The sequence below is a fragment of the Microbacterium sp. 1.5R genome (assembly GCF_007667425.1).
Classification (GTDB): domain Bacteria; phylum Actinomycetota; class Actinomycetes; order Actinomycetales; family Microbacteriaceae; genus Microbacterium.
Window position 1 is genome coordinate 1743205 of record NZ_VDRC01000001.1, and the last position, 17842, is coordinate 1761046.

18 protein-coding genes are annotated in these 17842 nt (G+C 69.4%); 5 read left to right on the forward strand and 13 right to left on the reverse strand.

What is annotated here, in order from left to right:
* Window positions 1-126: 126 nt before the first annotated feature.
* Both argG and FSY98_RS08390 read right to left on the reverse strand, forming a co-directional pair.
* The gene (gene argG / locus FSY98_RS08385; RefSeq protein ID WP_144875691.1) at window positions 127-1560 is read right to left on the reverse strand and encodes an argininosuccinate synthase; all 1434 of its coding nucleotides are present in this window, start codon (window positions 1558-1560) and stop codon (window positions 127-129) included.
* A 213-nt stretch (window positions 1561-1773) separates the two neighbouring features.
* A complete protein-coding gene (locus FSY98_RS08390; protein WP_144875693.1) occupies window positions 1774-2145 on the reverse strand; it encodes a helix-turn-helix domain-containing protein in 372 nt (123 codons plus the stop codon).
* 99 nt (window positions 2146-2244) lie between these two features.
* On the opposite strand from FSY98_RS08390, the gene FSY98_RS08395 reads away from it, so the two are divergent.
* From FSY98_RS08395 to FSY98_RS08405, 3 genes are all read left to right on the forward strand, one after another.
* On the forward strand, window positions 2245-3615 hold the full coding sequence (locus FSY98_RS08395) for an MFS transporter (protein WP_186307588.1): 1371 nt from the start codon (window positions 2245-2247) through the stop codon (window positions 3613-3615).
* Window positions 3593-4420, forward strand: a complete 828-nt coding sequence (locus FSY98_RS08400) for an NAD(P)H-dependent oxidoreductase (RefSeq protein ID WP_260857324.1) — start codon at window positions 3593-3595, stop codon at window positions 4418-4420. Before FSY98_RS08395 ends, FSY98_RS08400 begins: the two co-directional genes overlap by 23 nt.
* Before the next feature lie 153 nt (window positions 4421-4573).
* The gene (locus tag FSY98_RS08405; RefSeq protein ID WP_144875697.1) at window positions 4574-5281 is read left to right on the forward strand and encodes a ZIP family metal transporter; all 708 of its coding nucleotides are present in this window, start codon (window positions 4574-4576) and stop codon (window positions 5279-5281) included.
* A 24-nt stretch (window positions 5282-5305) separates the two neighbouring features.
* Here FSY98_RS08405 and FSY98_RS08410 read toward each other — a convergent pair whose 3' ends face one another.
* The 10 genes from FSY98_RS08410 to FSY98_RS08455 all read right to left on the reverse strand — a co-directional run bounded on the left by FSY98_RS08410 (window position 5306) and on the right by FSY98_RS08455 (window position 13184).
* Entirely contained in the window at window positions 5306-6424 is a 1119-nt protein-coding gene (locus FSY98_RS08410; protein WP_144875699.1) for a hypothetical protein, read from the reverse strand.
* On the reverse strand, window positions 6418-7182 hold the full coding sequence (locus tag FSY98_RS08415) for a hypothetical protein (RefSeq protein WP_144875701.1): 765 nt from the start codon (window positions 7180-7182) through the stop codon (window positions 6418-6420). The genes FSY98_RS08410 and FSY98_RS08415 overlap by 7 nt, the downstream gene beginning before the upstream one ends.
* Complete coding sequence (locus tag FSY98_RS08420; protein ID WP_144875703.1) at window positions 7179-8285, reverse strand: VWA domain-containing protein; 1107 nt, start codon at window positions 8283-8285, stop codon at window positions 7179-7181. The genes FSY98_RS08415 and FSY98_RS08420 overlap by 4 nt, the downstream gene beginning before the upstream one ends.
* Window positions 8282-9268, reverse strand: a complete 987-nt coding sequence (locus FSY98_RS08425; protein ID WP_260857326.1) for a VWA domain-containing protein — start codon at window positions 9266-9268, stop codon at window positions 8282-8284. The genes FSY98_RS08420 and FSY98_RS08425 overlap by 4 nt, the downstream gene beginning before the upstream one ends.
* Window positions 9259-9750: a hypothetical protein gene (locus tag FSY98_RS08430; protein ID WP_144875705.1), complete on the reverse strand. Its 492-nt coding sequence runs from the start codon at window positions 9748-9750 to the stop codon at window positions 9259-9261. The genes FSY98_RS08425 and FSY98_RS08430 overlap by 10 nt, the downstream gene beginning before the upstream one ends.
* Window positions 9737-10624, reverse strand: coding sequence for a DUF58 domain-containing protein (locus FSY98_RS08435; protein WP_144875707.1), 888 nt, complete (start codon window positions 10622-10624; stop codon window positions 9737-9739). The genes FSY98_RS08430 and FSY98_RS08435 overlap by 14 nt, the downstream gene beginning before the upstream one ends.
* Window positions 10625-10631: 7 nt before the next feature.
* Window positions 10632-11597, reverse strand: a complete 966-nt coding sequence (locus FSY98_RS08440; protein WP_144876671.1) for a MoxR family ATPase — start codon at window positions 11595-11597, stop codon at window positions 10632-10634.
* Window positions 11598-11920: 323 nt separating this feature from the next.
* Complete coding sequence (locus FSY98_RS08445) at window positions 11921-12184, reverse strand: type II toxin-antitoxin system RelE/ParE family toxin (protein ID WP_144875709.1); 264 nt, start codon at window positions 12182-12184, stop codon at window positions 11921-11923.
* The gene (locus FSY98_RS08450; protein ID WP_144875711.1) at window positions 12181-12441 is read right to left on the reverse strand and encodes a type II toxin-antitoxin system prevent-host-death family antitoxin; all 261 of its coding nucleotides are present in this window, start codon (window positions 12439-12441) and stop codon (window positions 12181-12183) included. Before FSY98_RS08450 ends, FSY98_RS08445 begins: the two co-directional genes overlap by 4 nt.
* A 41-nt stretch (window positions 12442-12482) precedes the next feature.
* Complete coding sequence (locus tag FSY98_RS08455) at window positions 12483-13184, reverse strand: Pr6Pr family membrane protein (RefSeq protein WP_144875713.1); 702 nt, start codon at window positions 13182-13184, stop codon at window positions 12483-12485.
* Between the two features lie 111 nt (window positions 13185-13295).
* Here FSY98_RS08455 and FSY98_RS08460 point away from each other — a divergent pair, with 111 nt between their 5' ends.
* Both FSY98_RS08460 and FSY98_RS08465 read left to right on the forward strand, forming a co-directional pair.
* A complete protein-coding gene (locus FSY98_RS08460; protein ID WP_144875715.1) occupies window positions 13296-15452 on the forward strand; it encodes an adenylate/guanylate cyclase domain-containing protein in 2157 nt (718 codons plus the stop codon).
* A gap of 1 nt (window position 15453) precedes the next feature.
* Window positions 15454-16881, forward strand: coding sequence for a mechanosensitive ion channel domain-containing protein (locus FSY98_RS08465; protein ID WP_222119128.1), 1428 nt, complete (start codon window positions 15454-15456; stop codon window positions 16879-16881).
* A gap of 3 nt (window positions 16882-16884) precedes the next feature.
* On the opposite strand, the gene FSY98_RS08470 is transcribed toward FSY98_RS08465, so the two are convergent.
* On the reverse strand, window positions 16885-17811 hold the full coding sequence (locus FSY98_RS08470; protein WP_144875717.1) for a DMT family transporter: 927 nt from the start codon (window positions 17809-17811) through the stop codon (window positions 16885-16887).
* Window positions 17812-17842 lie beyond the last annotated feature (31 nt).

Consider the following 17842-nt stretch of genomic DNA (forward strand, 5'->3'; position numbering starts at 1 on the left):
TCCGGTGGGGCAGCTCACGCCCAGAGGATTCCCACGACGTATATCGGAATGCCGGAATTGTCGTGCGGCGGACACGGGAAAGGGGGCGGATGCCGCAGCATCCGCCCCCTTTCTCGGTGACGCGCGTCAGTCGGTGCCGGAGTCGAACGCCGCGCCCTCGGATGCCGTGTCGACGGCATCCGCGAACCGCTCGTCGAACTCTTCGACCGCTCCGGTGATCTCGGCGGACTCGCCGGCGGTGACGCGTCCGACGAGTTCGCCCGTGGCGCCGCCGACGAGGCCGAGGCCCGCGTACTGCTCGAGGCGGGCGCGCGAGTCGGCGATGTCGAGGTTGCGCATGGTGAGCTGGCCGATGCGGTCGACGGGGCCGAACGCGGCGTCGCCGACGCGCTCCATCGACAGCTTCTCGGGGCCGTACGAGAGGTTCGGCGAGACGGTGTCGAGGATCGTCCAGTCATCGCCGCGGCGCAGACGGATCGTCACGGACCCGGAGATCGTCGATCCGACCCAGCGCTGGATCGACTCGCGCAGCATGAGCGACTGCGGCTCGAGCCAGCGCCCCTCGTACATCAGGCGGCCGAGACGGCGACCCTGCTCGTGATACGTGGCGAGTGTGTCTTCGTTGAGGATGCCGTTGACCAGGCGCTCGTACGCGATGAAGAGAAGCGCCATGGCAGGTGCCTCGTAGATGCCGCGCGACTTGGCCTCGATGATGCGGTTCTCGATCTGGTCGCTCATGCCGAGGCCGTGGCGGCCGCCGATCGTGTTCGCCTCCATGACGAGGGCGACCGGGTCGGTGAACTCGACGCCGTTGATCGCGACGGGGCGACCGCCCTCGAAGGTGACGGTGACGTCTTCGGCGTCGATGGCGACGGACGGGTCCCAGAACTTCACGCCCATGATCGGGTCGACGGTCTCGAGCGACACGTCGAGGTGCTCGAGGGTCTTCGCCTCGTGCGTCGCACCCCAGATGTTCGCGTCGGTCGAGTACGCCTTCTCGGCGGAGTCGCGGTAGGGGAAGTCGTGGGCGACGAGCCAGTCGCTCATCTCCTTGCGGCCGCCGAGCTCGGTCACGAAGTCGGCGTCGAGCCATGGCTTGTAGATGCGCAGGCGCGGGTTGGCGAGCAGTCCGTAGCGGTAGAAGCGCTCGATGTCGTTGCCCTTGTAGGTCGAGCCGTCACCCCAGATGTCGACGCCGTCCTCCTTCATGGCGCGAACGAGGAGGGTGCCGGTGACCGCGCGGCCGAGGGGAGTGGTGTTGAAGTACGTCTTGCCGCCGGAGCGGATGTGGAAGGCGCCGCACGACAGGGCGACGAAGCCCTCCTCGACCAGGGCGGTCTTGCAGTCGATGAGACGCGAAGCCTCGGCGCCGTACTCGAGCGCACGGCCGGGGATAGACTCGATGTCGTCTTCGTCGTACTGCCCCAGGTCGCCGGTGTAGGTGTAGGGCACCGCACCCTTGTCGCGCATCCACGCAACGGCGACGGAGGTGTCGAGTCCTCCGGAGAAGGCGATGCCGACGCGCTCGCCGACGGGCAGGGACTGGAGGACCTTGGACATGCCTCTCAGTCTATCGGCGGCGTGTCGCCTGCCCTGCGGGTGCCCGTAACAGGAGCGGCGCCCCAGATCAGGAGGATGCCGACAGCATCCGGCTTCCGCGCCGTTTCCGAGATCAGGATCATTGACCCGGATCAGGAGGATGCCGGCCTGAGTCTCCTGATCTCGGGGCGACGTCCTGTTCTCGGAGAGGGGGGAGGAGGTCGGGCGAAGCGGTCAGGATGCCGCGGCGCTCAGGGTCCGGCGCTGCGTGGCGGCGTACTGCCCACCCCACGCGGTGAGCGCGTCGACGAGGGGCATGGACCCGTGCCCGAGCTCGCTGAGACGGTACTCGACCTTCGGTGGCACCTGCCGGTAGACCTCGCGCGTGATCAGCCCGTCGTCTTCGAGCTCGCGCAGCTGGCGTGTGAGCACCCGTGCCGTCGGCTCGTCGAGCAGGCGGCTGAGCTCGCCGAAGCGGAGCACCTCGTGTTCGCCGAGCAGGCTCAGGATGCTGGGCTTCCACGCCCCGCCGAGCACGGCGATCGAGATCTCCGCGTCGCACGCGTCACCCCACTCGCGCACGATGCGTTCGGTCTTCTCCCTCATCGTCCCGCCCTCCGTCGAGTGCCATGGTATCCGAAACGTCAGTATGTGACCTCAATGACAGTACTTGTCGGAATCGTACCCCTCCGCCAGACTCAGGTGGTGACCTTCCCCGTTCCCGTCGTCTCCGCTCGATCGCGCCCTGCGCGGCATCCGTGGCTGGCGATGGTCCCGCTGCTCCTCGGCATCCTCATCGGAGCCCTCGCGATCAGCAGCGTGTCGACCGCGCTGCCCGCGATCCGCGGCGACCTGACCCTCTCCGACAGCGGTGCGCTGTGGCTGGTCGACGTGTACGCGCTGTCGCTCGCGGCGACGCTCATCCTCGCCTCGCGGATCGGCGACACCTTCGGGCGCAAGCGCATCGTGCTGCTCGGCCTCGCCGGTTTCGCGGCGCTCAACCTCGTGGGCGGCCTGGCTCAGGACGGACTGCTGCTGATCGTCGTGCGCGCACTGCTCGGCGTCGCCGAGGCGTTCGTCGTGGCCGGGGTGGTGGCCACGATCGGCGCGCACTACCAGGCCAGACAGCGCGTTCTCGCCTACGGCCTCTGGACCGCGACGTTCGGCACCGGCAGCGCGCTCGGGCCCGTACTCGGCGGCATCGTCACCGAGGGCCCCGGATGGCGGTGGCTGCTGCTCGGCAGCGTCCCCCTCGCGGTGCTCGCCGGCATCCTCGCGATCTGGCTCGTGCCGGACTCCCGCAGCTCGCGGCCCGCGTCGTGGGACGTCCTGAGCATCCTGTCGTCGATCGTGGCTCTGGGTGCGCTGGTGTTCGCGCTGCACGAGGCGCTCGCGGCGCCCGTCGCCGCCGCGGTCGCCGCGGTCGTCGCCATCGCGACCCTCGTCTACTTCATCCGCCGCCAGCGCGCACTCTCAGAACCGCTCATCGACATGCGGTTGTTCACGGTGCCCGGATTCAGCCCCGCGATCGTGCGCATCGTGGCGAGCAGCGGTGTGGCCGCGGCATCCGTCCTGCTGGTCAGCCTGCACCTGCAGGACGTGCGGGCGCACTCGGCGGCCGAGGCGGGGATCGCGATCCTCCCGCAGGCCGTCGCGATCGCGCTGGGCGGCGTCGTCGCGCCGCTGTTCCTGCGCTGGCTGACCTCTCCGACGCTCACGGTGCTCGCCCTCGTCGTGCAGGGAGTGGGCCTCGCATGGCTGGCGTTCGACCCCGAGGTGGTGGCGATCCCGCTGGCGCTGGTCGGTGCCGGCTTCGGAGTCGCCGCGACGCTGGCCGCCACGACCCTCTTCGACGTCACCACCGAAGACGACGCCGGACAGGTCGGCGCCATCCAGGAGGTGAGCTTCTCGCTCGGCGGCGGACTCGGCATCGCCGTGCTCGGCACGATCGCGACGATCGTCGGCAGAGGCGGATTCGCCGTGTCGCTCGTCGTCGCGACCGCGGCCGTCGTGACGGCTGCGCTGCTGCCGCTGTGGAGGAGCAGCGCCGCGGATGCCGTACCCGAAGCCCGCTGACACCGACCACCGAGAGGACACCATGTCGTCGCGCCCCGTGGCCCACTGGATCCACGCCCACCCGCAGCCGGATTCCTTCAACGCCCGACTCTTCCGCGAGGGGGCCGAGGCGCTCTCCCGCGACTACGACGTCGTGAGCAGCGACCTGTACCGGCAGGCGTTCGACCCGGTGCTCGCGGCGCGCGACCTCGGCGATCCGCTCGGCCGGTCGGGCAGTGTCGTCGACCTCATGGGCGACGCGTTCGCCGCGGGCCGCCTGCCCGACGACGTGGTCGAGGAGCAGCGCAAGCTCGCCGCGGCGGATCTCGTCGTGCTGCAGTTCCCGCTCTGGTGGTACGGGCCGCCGGCGATCCTCAAAGGGTGGTTCGACCGCGTGCTCACGAACGGTTTCGCCTACGGTCCGACCGACCCCGAGACCGGTCTGCCGCTCCGCTACGGCGACGGACTGCTGGCTGGGCGCCGCGCGCTCGTCATCGTGACCGCGGGTGAGGACGACCGCTCGATCGGCACGCGGGGCATCAGCGGCGACATCGACCAGCTGCTGTTCCCGCTGACGCACGGGACGCTCTGGTACACCGGCATCGAGCCCCTCGACCTGCACGTCGTCCACGACGCCGACGGCCTCGATGCGGACGACGTCGAGCGCGAGACGGCGCGGTTGCTCGAGCGTCTCGACGGCATCGCCGACGAGGCTCCGAGCCGTCCGTTCCGGCGGTTGAAGGATGGCGACTACCGGGGCACGCGGGCACTGCGCGCCGACCTCCTGCCCGGGCGCATCGACCTCGGCATCCACCGCATCGACTGACGCGCGGGCCGCCCGCCTTCACGAGATCAGGACGATGTCCCGAAATCAGGACTGCGGGGGCAGCATCCTCCTGATCTCGGGTCATGGTCCTGATCTCAGAACCCGCAGACAACCCCCTGGGCTTCCCGCACCCGCGGTGGGAGAGTGGGCCACATGGGTCAGGCAGTGCTGTGGGGCGTGGTCGCGGCATCCCCGTTGTTCGTGGGCGCGGTGCTCGCGCTGCTGCGCGCCTGGCCGCCCCGCTGGTTGGGCATCGTGCTCGGTTTCGGCGCTGGCGCGCTCATGGCGTCGATCGCGTTCGAGCTGTGGGAAGAGGGGCTGCAGCTCGCGGGGCCGATCCCGCTGGTCATCGGCGTCGCGCTCGGCGCGCTCAGCTACTACATCGCCGACCGCATCCTCGACGCCAGGGCTGCCAGGAAGAAGGGCGGCGCGGGAGGCGGGCAGCTCGCCGTGGGTGCACTGCTCGACGGCATCCCCGAGCAGCTCGTGCTCGGCATCGGACTGGCGTCGGGCGAACCGGTGAGCGTGGCGCTCGTCGTCGCGATCCTCGTCTCGAACCTGCCCGAATCGATAGGCTCGGCGGCCGACCTGCTCGAAGGCGGCATGAAGCGCTCCCGCGTGCTGGTGCTGTGGGGCGGCGTCGCCGTCGTCTGCGCCGCGGCCACGGTGGCGGGCTTCGCGCTCGCTAGCGTCACCGGCGACACGTTCCGGTCGGCGGCGGGCGGATTCGCCGCCGGCGCGCTGCTGGTCATGCTCGTCGACTCGATGGTGCCCGAGGCGCAGTCGAAGGCGAAGGAGTCCACCGGGCTCGCGACCGTGCTCGGGTTCGCGCTCGCCGCGGGTCTCGCGCTCTCGTCCTGACCCCGCCACCCGGCGCCCCGCGACTCACTCGAAGCCGGGGTACTCCTGCAGCTTCTTCTGGAACTCGTCGCGGTCGGCGTCGCTGAGCACTGCGCTCGCGAGGACGGTGAGCTGCAGCCCCTCGAGCGGTTCTCCGGTGCGGGCGTTCTGCGCCTCCCTCGCGGTGCGGAAGTCGCCGGTCGGGTCGTTCGACAGGTCGTAGACGTTCGCGTAGAACCGCAGCGGGTCCGGGTAGTTCTCGGCGTAGTACTCCCAGGTGTGCTGCTCGCGAGGGTCGTCGCTGCCGTACAGTTTCGCGATCATCGTCGGGTCGAGGCCCGACGACTCGTCGTTGAACGAGTACAGGTACGACATGCCGTGTTCGGCGACGACGTCGTCGATCGTCGCCATGACATCGAGCTTGCGCCGGTAGTCCTGCACCGGCTGCGTCGTCGCCCAGCTGGCCGAGGTGTACTCGACGAGCATCGACTCCCCGCCGTAGCCGTTGCGCTCCGGGCGGAAGTCCTCGTCGCCGACCTGCACCCATTCGAACCCGAACTCCGCGGTGAGCCGGGAGCGGATGTCGGCGAACAGGCTCTCCGCCTCGGCCTGCACCTGTTCGAGCGACTGCTGCGCCAGCACGTCCTGCGAGTCGGTGCCCTTGATGCCCGGGTAGGCCTCTTCGTGCTTCTGCTCGTCGGACTTCATGCCGTCGTAGCTGCCCGATGCCGAGGTCTGCAGCGCTCCGAGTCCGCCGACCGTGGCCACGTTGACGACGAGGGTGATCGCGAGTGCGATCGCCCCGAGCGTGCGGCCTCTGCGGGTGAACAGCGCGCCGACGATGACCGCGACGACGACGAGCTGCAGCGCGAGCATCGTCACGCCGTAGAGCACGTCGGCACCCCCGGCCGCGAGGGTGATGAGCAGGATCAGGGCGAAGAGGATGCCGGTGATCAGCGCGACCCACCCGAGGGCGTTCGCAGGCCTCTTCGCCTCGGGTTCGGCCGTCGCGGTGCCGATCGCTCCCGGGACGGCCGGATGCTGCACGAGCGTCGCCGACGAGGGCCGGCGGGCGTTGCGGTATCCCCCGGGCGGGGGCACGGGCGGTGCGCCCTCGGTGCCGGCGACGTACCGCGCACGCTGCTTCTCGTGGTCCATCACCATGGCCTGTCCGTCCCCGAGCCGCCGCCGTCGTCACCCTGCTGCTGATCGCGCTCCTGCGTGCCCTGTTCGAGCTTGTCCTTGAGCTCTTCGAGCTTGTCGTCGGAGGGCTGCGGCTCCTCCTCCTGCGGCTGCTCCTGCTCTTCGGGCTGCTCCTGCTCCTGCTGCTTCTGCTTGAGGCGGTCCTCGAGGTCTTCCTTGCTCTGCTGCATATCGCGGTTCGGATCCGACGACTGCTGCTCGGCCTCCTCGCTGTTGCACTCCTCCGGCATCTCGGTGGTCACGGTCAACGCCTCCGCGTACAGCTGCGCGGCACCCGCTCCGTCGCCGTCGGCCCGGGCGGCGTCACCCATTCGCTCGATCACGATCGCGAGGTTGATCCGCACGCCGCACACCTCGAGACCTGTCGCGAGGTCGAGCGCCTCTTCGAGCTTCGCACGTGCGTCGGGCAGCTGCTCCGAGCCGGCCAGCGCCGTGCCCACATTGAAGGGCGCCTTGTACGGCTCGAACCAGTTGAGGAACTCCTGGCCCCGAGCCGACGCCTCCGAACCCGCATAGTCGTCTGCCACGTAGGCGCTGATCGACTGGTGCGCGAATGCGTACATGCTCAGCAGCTTTCCGACGAACAGCAGGGCGACGAGCACCAGCGGCAGCGAGCCGATCGCGACCCACCGGCGGATGCGACGGCGACGCCGGTTCGATGCGAGGAGAGCGGATGCCGCGTCCGCGCGGACGTCGTCGGGTGCGGTGGCCGTGGTCATGCGTCACCTCCGTCGGCGCGTTCCGTCTCGGTGCGCTCGCTCGACGACCTGCGTGTGCTGCGCTCGCTCGACGACCCGCGGGGGCTGCGCTCGGTCGACGACCCGCGGGGGACGCTCCCGGGCCGCGGCGCGCGGAGGTGGCGGAGGCGAGCGACGAGCATGCTCGCCCGCGCGAGCTCGACCGCGAGCAGCGCGGCGATGACGAGCGCGGCGATCCAGTACAGCTCGATCACGTTGCCGACCTCGCCGGACTCGGCGTAGTTCGTCGTGGTGGACGGCGCCTCGGGCAGCGCGATCTCGGCATCCGCTGTCCGGTGCTCGTACTCGACGCCCAGCTGGCCGGCGATCGTCTGGAGGTTCTGCTCGTCGATGGTCGACAGTGCGTTCGTGCCCTCGTACTGGATGTACTCGCCGCTCGACCCGTCGACGCCGCCGGTGGTGAGCCGCATCGGCCCGCCCTCGGTGGTGCCGTAGCCGAGCACGGCCCCGGCATCCGTGTACTGCGCGCTGCCGTCGAACGGCTCGGGCGTCGAGCTCGCCGTCTGCTCGCCGTCGCCAAAGTAGAAGACCATGCGCGAGCGGTCGGGCTGCGATTCTGCGGCGTTCGAGAGCGTGTCGGCGAGCAGCTGGTTCGCGATGCCGACCGAGCTGCCGCGCGACTGGCTGGTGACCTCGGGGCGCAGAACCTCGAGCGACGAGATCAGCGCGGTGGTGTCGGTCGTCAGCGGCAGGCGCAGGTCGGCCGAGGCGTCGAACGTGATGAGGGCGAAGCGCGCGCCGGGGTACTCGTCGACAATCGATTGCACGTCGGTTCGCACGCCGTCGAGTCGAGGCTGTCCGTCGCCCCAGTCCTCGGCGACGATGCTCGCGGTCGTGTCGACGACGAGCACGATGTCGGTGTCGGTCGCGAGCGTCTGCGTCGCCCCGCCGGGGATGCCGGGTCGCAGCAGCATCGTGAACAGGGCCACGAGCATGACGAGACGCATGACCCACAGTCCGCGGTCGCGTCCTGGTGCCTTGACGAGCGCGAGCACGCCGATCGCGGCCACCGGTGCGAACAGCAGCAGCAGCAGGAAGACATTGAGGACGGGCTGGAGGATCACAGCTTCACCCTCCAGAGCACGACGATGAACGAGAGCATCGAGACGAGCAGCACGACGATCCAGAGGTTCGGGGTGTCGGTCCAGACGACCTGCGCCTGACCTTTCAGCTCGGTGGCCTCCTGCTCCTGCACCTGCGTCACGATGTCCGACACCGTGGTGGTGTCGCGCAGACCGTACGCCTGCCCCCCGGTTGCTTCGGCGGCACGGGTGAGCTCGGCGCTGACGTCGGCATCCTTGCCCTGCACGGGGTTGAGCGCGAACACCCGGACGCCGACGGACTTCGCGTACGCGGACGCCTCGTCGAGGGTCACGATCGACGCGCCGTTGATCTCGTTGTCGGTGGCGAAGATGATCGAGCGCGAGCGCTCGTCGTCGGGGTGGTCGAACGCCATCGCGCAGGCGGCGAGACCGTCGCCGATGAGCGAGGCGCCGTTGCCGTTGAGGGTGCCGACCCAGTGCTCCGGCACGTCGTCGAGGTAGTCGAAGCTCTCGCGGATGCTCTGCAGGTGCTCGCGGATGAACGGGTAGTCATCGGTGAGGGGGAAGATCTGCACCGGCGAGCTGTTGAAGATCGTGAGTCCGATGCGCTCGCCCTCGAAGTCGTCGAGCAGCTCGTCGAACACGCTGAGCACCTCGACGTCGACCTCGCTCATCGATCCGGAGACGTCGAGGCACAGCATGATGTCGCGGCTCGTGTTGACGGGTTGGATCGTCTGCGACGACATCGGCCGCGCAGCCACGACACCCGCCGAGACCACGGCGATGACGCCGAGCAGCAGGATGCCGGAGAGCGCCAGCACCCGACGGTTCAGCGCCTGGCGGAACGTCGGCAGGGCACGCAGGCGTTCGGCGCGCGCGACCCTGGCGCGCTCGTGCTCGTCGGTCTTCGCCCCGCCCCGCAGCCCGAGGAGCACGCCGATCGCGATCGCGACGACCGCGGCGCCGACGACGACGAGGATCACCCACCAGTTCGCTAGTGCCATGTGCGCACCACCGTTCGGGCAGCCTCGGCGCCGGCGAGCGGATCGATCGCCGGACCCTGGCGGAAGATGCTCGGGTAGTAGTGGCGGCCCATCGCGTCGATGAGGGCCGGATGCACGCCTCGGGCCACGAGGTCGTCGAGGGCGAGAACCGGGGCCTCGAGGCCGCTGTACTCGTTCACGAAGGTGCGCACGACCCGGCTGAGCTCGAAGTTCGCGTTGCGCGCCGTGAGGCTGCGCGCGCGGTAATCGTCTTCGATGTGCTGGATCGCGTCGAGGTACTCCATCCGCAGCTGCGACAGGACGTCGACGGTCTGCAGCGTGGCGCCCTGCCCCTCGCGGGTGAGGGTCAGGTCGCGACGGGGACGCGTGAGGACGATCAGCAGCCAGGCGCCGGCGACGAGCAGCAGCAGGATGCCGATGGCGAGCAGCATCCAGCCCCAGCCGTACTGCGCCGGTGGATAGAGCTCGTCAGAGCCGGGCATGAGACCTCCGATTCAGCAGCTGCAGCAGCTGCGAGACGGCGTCGTCCTGGTCAGCGAGCACTCCGTGGCTGATCTCCATGCGCGTGAGGACCTCGGCGAGCCGCGCGGCATCCGCCTCGGTCTGCGCCGTCAGCTCCCGCACGATGTCGAGGTCGCCCTGCACGAAATCGGGTACCTCCCACATACTGTCGACGTCGCTGCGGATGGTTCCCGTGGTGTGGTCGAGCACCGGTTCGGCGTCGCGCAGGGTCAGCCACAGCACGTCGTGCTGGACTCGCAGTCGACGCAGCATCCGCTCCGTCTCGGTGGTGACCGGTGCTTCGTCGGTGATGACCACGACGATCATCCGTCGAGAGATCGTCCGCGTGACGTACGAAAGAAGGGCGTCGCGGTCGCTGGGAGCCGTGCTGCCTTCGATCGCTCCGTCGACCGTGCGCAACGTGTGCTCGAGCGCGCCTTCGCTGCGGCCGGGGGCTCGCCGACGCACACCGTCGGCGTCGCCGTAGACGAGCGTGAAGTCGTCGCCGTGGCGCAGCGCGAGGATGCCGAGCACCCCCGTCGAGAGGATCGCGAGGTCTTTCTTCGACCGCTCGTCGCGTGCGAGCGCGCCCATCGAGCGTCCCGTGTCGACCACGAACAGGACCGTGTGCATGCGCTGGGCGCGGTGACGCTTCACCAGCGGCGTGCCCATGCGTGCGGTCGCGCGCCAGTCGATGTCGCGCACCTGATCGCCGTACTCGTACTTGCGCAGGTCCTCGAAGTCGAGGCTGCGTCCGTGCAGCAGCGACGCGTACGCGCCGTCGAGGGCGTGCAGCGACTTGCGCGACGAGTGGATGAAGAGCTTGCTCTTCACCTGCGTGATCAGGCTGGGCATGGGATCGTCAGGGAGTGGGGACGGCGCCGAAGATCTGGTCGATGATCTCTTCGCTCCGGATGCCCTCGGCGTCGGCCTCGAACGTGAGCAGCACGCGGTGGCGCAGCACGAGGTGGCGCAGCGAGCGGATGTCCTCGGGCAGCACGTGGCCGCGTCCGTTGATCAGCGCGAGAGCCCGCGCCGCCTGGAGGAACGCGATGCTCGCGCGGGGGCTCGCGCCGTACTTGATGTACCGGGCCCTCTCCTCGCCGATGTACGGCGCCGGATTGCGGGTGACGTAGGCGATCGAGACGATGTAGTTGCGGATGGCCGGGTCGACGTAGATGCGTGCGGCGACGTCCTGCAGCATCCGCACGTCGTCGAGCGAGATGGCGCTCTCGACGTGGCGCTCGGGGTCGAGCACACCGGAGTCGATGCGTCCGAGGATCTCGAATTCGTCCGCCGGGCTCGGGTACTCGACGATCTCCTTGAGCAGGAAGCGGTCCATCTGCGCCTCGGGCAGCTCGTACGTGCCCTCCTGCTCGATGGGGTTCTGCGTCGCGATCACGAGGAACGGCTTCGGCAGGGGGTGGATCTCGCCGCCGATCGTGGTCTGGTGCTCCTGCATCGCCTCGAGCATCGCGCTCTGCGTCTTGGCGCTCGAACGGTTGATCTCGTCGAGTAGCACGAAGTTCGCGTGCACCGGGCCGAGCACGGTGCGGAACGAGCCGGTGGCGGCGTCGTAGATCTGGTTGCCGGTGATGTCGCTCGGCAGCAGGTCGGGCGTGCACTGGATGCGCTTGAACCGCGCCTTCACGGTGTCGGCGAGCGTGCTGGCGGCCGTGGTCTTCGCGAGACCGGGCACGCTCTCGAGCAGGATGTGGCCGCCCGCGATGAGCGAGATGAGCAGGCTCGTGCGCAGGCGCTCCTGGCCGACCATCTTCGCCGAGTACGCGTCGGACACCGTCTTCAGCACGGCGCCCGCGCGGCGCAGCTCGGCGTCGGACGGAGCTTCGGATCGCGTGGATGCCGAGGGCGAGGCGGGGGGTGCGGGCTGCGCGGCGCTGGCTTCGGCGCGCGTGGCCGGAGCAGCGGGCGGGGCGGGGGGAGCCGGAGGCGCGGGCGGGGCGGGCGATGCCGACGGAGCGGGCGGAGGCGGCGGGGTGGAACCCGCGGGGCTGCCGGATGCGTAGGGCTCGTTCACAGGTCTCCTCGTTCCCACGGGGACGCGACGATGTTCCCCCGCGACCAGAGTATCGGCATCTGTTGCAGCGGCTCCGGCCGGCGAATGGGGACTTCTCCCCATGATCCGCTGGCTCAGATGTCGTAGACGTCCCGGCGATGCGCCACGCGCACCACCGTCACGAGGACCTGGTCGTCGATCACCTCGTACAGCACGCGATAGTCGCCGACCCGCAGCCGCCATGCGTTGTCGAAGCCTGTGAGCTTGCGCACGCCGTGCGGTCGCGGCTCACGCCCGAGATCGGAGACCCCCGCGAGGATGCGTCGACGGGTCTGCGGATCCAGTTTGCGGACTTCTTTGGCGGCCGCCGTCGTGAACTCGACGCGATATGCGCTCACGCGACGTCAGCGCGCAGCTCATCCAGCGATATCCGACCGCCATCATCGGCCGCGCGCGCCGCCGCGAACTCAGCGGCGTCACGGGCCGCTTCGAGTTCCTCGAGCAGTTCGAGATCGTCGACGCTGATCACGACTGCGGTGAGCTTGCCGTGACGAGTCACGCCGACACGCTCCGAACCGTAGGCGACGCCGCCCAGGACGTCAGCCAGGCTGTCGCGGAGATCCTTCGACGGGACGCTGCGGCTGATGGTGTTCATATCCCCAGAATAGTACTTATGTACATAAGTGGATGAAGGTATCACCGAGCGGAAAGGGATACCGCGCGGCGGCGCCCTACCCAGACGACGAAGCAGGCGACGCCGATGATCGCGACCGCGATGCCGACGACGTATCCGGCCACGCCGAGGTACTCGCCCGGCACTCGGTGCGGGTTCAGGAAGGGGTACGGGTACCACCACTCCTCGCCGGTGGCCGGGGCGACGATGAGGTTCGCGCGGATCATCGTGTACGCGGCCCAGACCAGCGGGAAGATCGCCGAGATGAAGACGGTGCCCCACGGCAGTGCGCGGCGGCGCGGGGCGAAGAGCACGTCGAGCAGCAGGATCAGCGGGAAGACGACGTGCAGCACCTCGTTCGACCACGGGACCGTGACGCCCTGCGGGAGCTCGATACCCCGCAGGAGGGTGTTGTACACGATGCCGGTGACGATCATGTAGGTGCTCGCGCACACGAGCAGGACGGCGAGCCACGAGGGCTCCCGCTCGTAGTCACCGCGGTGCCGGATGCTCCAGATCGCCGCGATGATGAAGGCCACGGCGGCGATCACGTTGGAGTCGATCGTGAAGAAGCTGAAGAAGTTCCACCACACGGTGGGGAGGTGGCTGCCCCACGGGGTCGGATCGGTCATCGCGATCTGCAGGGTCAGCGACAGCTGGGCGATCACGGCGGCGAGGCCGAGTGCTGCGGACGCCAACCGGACGTAGGGCCACCAGGTCTTCATACTTCCTCCCGCGCACACACTATCGACACGCGGCGAAATCAGCCCTAGACCGCAATGCCGATATATCGATAGCGTCTGTCGCGAGAAGGCACGCGCGTGGCGGAGGGGCTCATGAGCGAAGGCACGACCACACCTGCAGTCCGAGAGGGCCGTCGCTCCTGGCGCGGTCGGGCGGGGCTCAGCATCCAATCCAAATTGCTGATCATGCTGCTGGCGGTGAGTCTCGCCTCGTCGGTGATCGTCGGCGCGATCGGCTTCATCAACGGCCGCGAGTCGCTGCACGACGCAGCGGTCGACCAGCTCATCACTATCCGCTCGATGCGGGCGGCCGAGATCACCGATGCGATCGACCTGGTCAAGCGCGACGCGTCGTTGAACTCCCGCAACCTCAGTGCCCAGACCCTGTCGACCACGATCAACGACGGGTACGCCGAACTGCAGCAGGGCGAGCCCGTGCCCGGCGAATACGAGTCGCTCGAGACGTATTACGCGGACACCTTCATCCCGGAGCTCGAGAACCGCACCGGGGACCAGTACGGCGACAGCGCGTTCATCCCGGAGTCGGTCGCCGGGCAGCACCTGCAGGCCCTGTTCTCGACTCAGAACCAGGACTTCGACGCCGACTACGACACGCTGCTCGACGACAACGACCCCGGCGACGGATCGAACTACGCCGTCGCGTCCGAGCGCTACGGCGACTACTTCACCCGGCTCGTGCGCGAAGCGGGGTACGAGGACGCGCTGCTGATGAACCTCGACGGAGACGTCGTCTTCTCCGCCTACAAGGGACCGGAGCTCGGCACGAACCTGCTGACCGGGCCGTACCGCGAGACGACTCTCGCTCAGGCGTACTCCGATGCGATCGCGACGAACTCGGTGAGCACAGTCGTCCTCACCGACTTCGAGCGCTGGATCCCGTCGCTGAACGTGCCGACGATGTGGGTCGTCTCGCCCGTCGGGAACGACAGCCGCATCACGGGGGCGATGGCGTTCCAGGTCTCGCTCGACACGATCAACGACCTCACGACGGGGTCGGAGGGGTGGAAGGAGCAGGGCCTGGGCGACACGGGGGAGGTCTATCTCGTCGGCCGAGACGACCTGATGCGCAGCAACTCGCGCATCCTCATCGAGAACCCGGACGAGTACGAGCGCCGCGCCGTCAACGGCGGGGTGGCCCCCAGCATCGCGGCACGCGCCGTCGCGGTGAACGGCACCGTGCTGCTGCAGCCGGTCACCACGCAGGCCGTCGCCGATGCGCAGGCGGGGCGATCGGGGACGACGACCGGTCGCGACTACCTGGGCGGCGACAGCGTCACGGCCTACGCGCCGCTCGAGATCGAGGGTCTCGACTGGGTCATCATCGCGCGCATCGACTCGGCCGAGGCCTTCGCACCCGTGAGCGACTTCACCAGGACCGTGCTGCTGTCACTGCTCGGCATCCTGCTCGGCGTCTCGCTGCTCTCGCTGCTGCTCGCGCAGGTGTTCACGCGTCCGATCCACCGCCTCGTCGGCGCCACGCATCGCGTGGCGGAGGGCGACCTCGATGTGCAGGTGCCGCAGACGTCGCGCGACGAGTTCGGCGACCTGGGCAGCGCGTTCAACGACATGGCGTCGAGTCTGCGCATCAAGCAGGACCTCATCGACGAGCAGCACGCCGAGAACGAGCGACTGCTGCTCACCCTCATGCCCGAGCGCGTCGCCGAGCGGTACAAGAAGGGTGACGAGGCGATCTCCGAGGCGCACGAGAACGTGTCGGTCGTGTTCGCCGAGCTCATCGGCTTCGACGACTACGCGCGAGGGCTCACCCCGGAGCAGGAGATCGGGCACCTCAACACGCTCATGCGCGGCTTCGACGAGGCCGCAGAGAAGGCAGGCGTCGAGAAGGTGCGCACCCTGCGCGGCGGATACCTCGCCTCGTCCGGCCTCATCGTGCCGCGGGTCGACAACGTGCGACGCAGCGTCGACTTCGCTCGGAACCTCGTCGGGGTTATCGACCGGTTCAACGCGCAGAACGGCACGGCGATCGGCCTCCGCGCGGGCGTCGACACCGGCACGGTCACGAGCGGACTCGTCGCGCGTACGAGCCTCGCGTACGACCTGTGGGGCGACGCCGTGAACCTCGCCTACCGGGTGCGCTCCGTCACCGGACAGCCGGGGGTCTACGTGAGTCAGACCGTGTACGACCGGACGCGCGAGATCTTCACCTACACCGAGGCCGGCACCGTCGAGGCCCGCGGCACCACAGAGACCGTGTGGAAGGTGGCGTGACGTGATCGAAGACGCCTTCCGCGACGGCTGGGGCTGGTGGGTCGTCGTCCTCGCCGTGGGGGTGCCGGTGCTGCTCGTCGTCCTGACCGAGCTCATCAACGGGCTCCGACGGCGGAACAGCCCGGTCGCGGGGCCCCTGCGGCTCCTGCGCAATGCGGTGATCCCAGTCGGCGCGCTCTTCGCACTGCTGGCGTTCGCGATCCAGTCGCCGGCCGATCAGGTGTGGACGCGCGTCGTCGCCACCGTCTTCGGCTTCCTCGTCATCCTGCTGCTGCTGTCCTCCTTCAACGTCGCCCTGTTCGCGAACGCCGCAGAGGACTCGTGGCGTAAGCGCATCCCGACGATCTTCGTCGAGATCGCCCGACTCGTGCTCGTCGCACTCGGCCTCGCCCTGCTGTTCTCCTGGGTGTGGGATGCCGACGTCGGCGGGCTGTTCACCGCGCTCGGCGTCGGATCGATCGTCATCGGCCTCGCCCTGCAGAACGCTGTCGGCGGCGTCATCTCCGGGCTGCTGCTGCTGTTCGAGCAGCCGTTCAAGATCGGCGACTACCTCGACGCCGCGGGCGTGCGCGGCCGTGTCGTCGAGGTGAACTGGCGCGCCGTGCACATCGACACGGGCTCCGGCATCCAGATCGTCCCGAACTCGAGCCTGTCGGGGGCGTCGTTCACGAACCTCTCCGAGCCGGACGGCCCGTACGCGGCCGAGGCCTCGGTGAAGTTCGCGACCGACGACCCCCCGCACGAGGTGATCGCGCTGCTCATCGAGGTCGCGGAGGCCCTGCCCATGCGTGTGCACGGCGAGAGTGTGAACGCGAGCTACTCGGGCGCCGGGGCGTACGGCGTCTCGATCCCTGTCGCCGGACCGGCGGATGCCGGACGCGCGCTCTCGACCTACCTCTCCTGGCTCTGGTACGCGGCGCGGCGGCACGGGTTCGCGCTCGACGGCGACGCGACGGATCCGATCGCCGAGCCGGGCCGACTGGCCGAGGCGCTGTCCGCGATCGCCGGCACGCTGCACCTGCACGACGACGACCTCGAGGCGATGCTGCAGGGGTCGCACCTCGAGCGCTTCGGCGTGGGTGAGATCGTGCTGCCGAGCGGCGTCGTCCCGGATGAGGTGCGGGTGGTCGTCTCGGGCCGCGCCGTGCTGGCGCTCGAGATCGACGGCGGTCGCGTCGAGTTCGCGACGGCCGAGAGGGGCGACATCATCGGGCAGACCGCCCTCACGCGAGAGCGTACGCAGGCCGTGACGGTGGCCGGAGAGATCCTCACCGTCGTGGTGCTCCCCCTGGCGACGGTGGACGAGCTGATCCGCACCCGCCCGCGGTTGGCCGCCGAGATCGGGGAGTCACTGGAGCTCAAGCGCAAGCTCGCCGGCGAGATGCTGGCGAACCTCGAGGGCGCGCGGGGGTCGATCTCGCGCGGCTGAGCCTCAGCTCGCGCGCCGTCGCCAGCGCATCCGCGTGACGAGCACACCGAGCAGACACAGCGCGCCGCCGAGGAACATGAGCGGCGTCGGGACCTCGCCGAGGATCGCCCACGACAGCAGGATCGCGATGGCCGGTACGACGTACGTCGTCGCCGAGGTCTGCCCCGCGGTGCTCCGCTGCAGCACGAACGCCCAGGTGGTGAATGCGATGGCCGTCGGGAAGACGCCGAGGTAGACGACCCACAGCGTCGAGCCGAGGGGCGCGGAGCCGACGGCGTCGATGAGGCTGCCGGTCCAGGGGAGGAGGGCGATCGTGCCGGCGACCGCGCCGAGGAAGGTGAGGGTCGTCGCGTCCGATCCCGCGTTGAGGAGCCGCTTCTGCACCAGGGTGCACCCCGCGTACATGACGGCCGCGAGGAGGGCGAGCAGCAGACCGGTGATATCGGGGCCCGCCGTCGACGTCGAGTTCATACCGATCAGCACGACGCCGAGGAAGGCGATCGGCGCTCCGATCAGCAGCGGCCTCGGGAATCCCTCCCTCAGGAACAGTCCGCTGAAGACGACGACCATCAGCGGGGCGAGGTTCACGACCATCGCCGCGGTGCCGGCGTCGAGCGTGCGCTCGGCCGCGTTGAGCGCGAGGTTGTAGACGCAGAACCAGCCGACCCCCCACACCGCGATGAGCCACCAGGTGCGGCGCGGGGGCAGACGGATGCCGTGCCGCACCGCGATGATCGCCAGCACCGCACTGCCGACGGCCATGCGCAGCAGCGCGAGAGCACCCGGATCGAAGTGCGGACCCGCACCGCGGATGCCGATGAACGCCGATGCCCACAGCACGACCGTGACGAGCGCGGCCGCGAGCACGAGCGGGCCCTGGCGGCGCGGTGGCGCGACTGCGGCATCGCTCGGGAGGTCGGTCTTCGGCATCCTCCGATCGTGCCACCGGCCACCGACATCG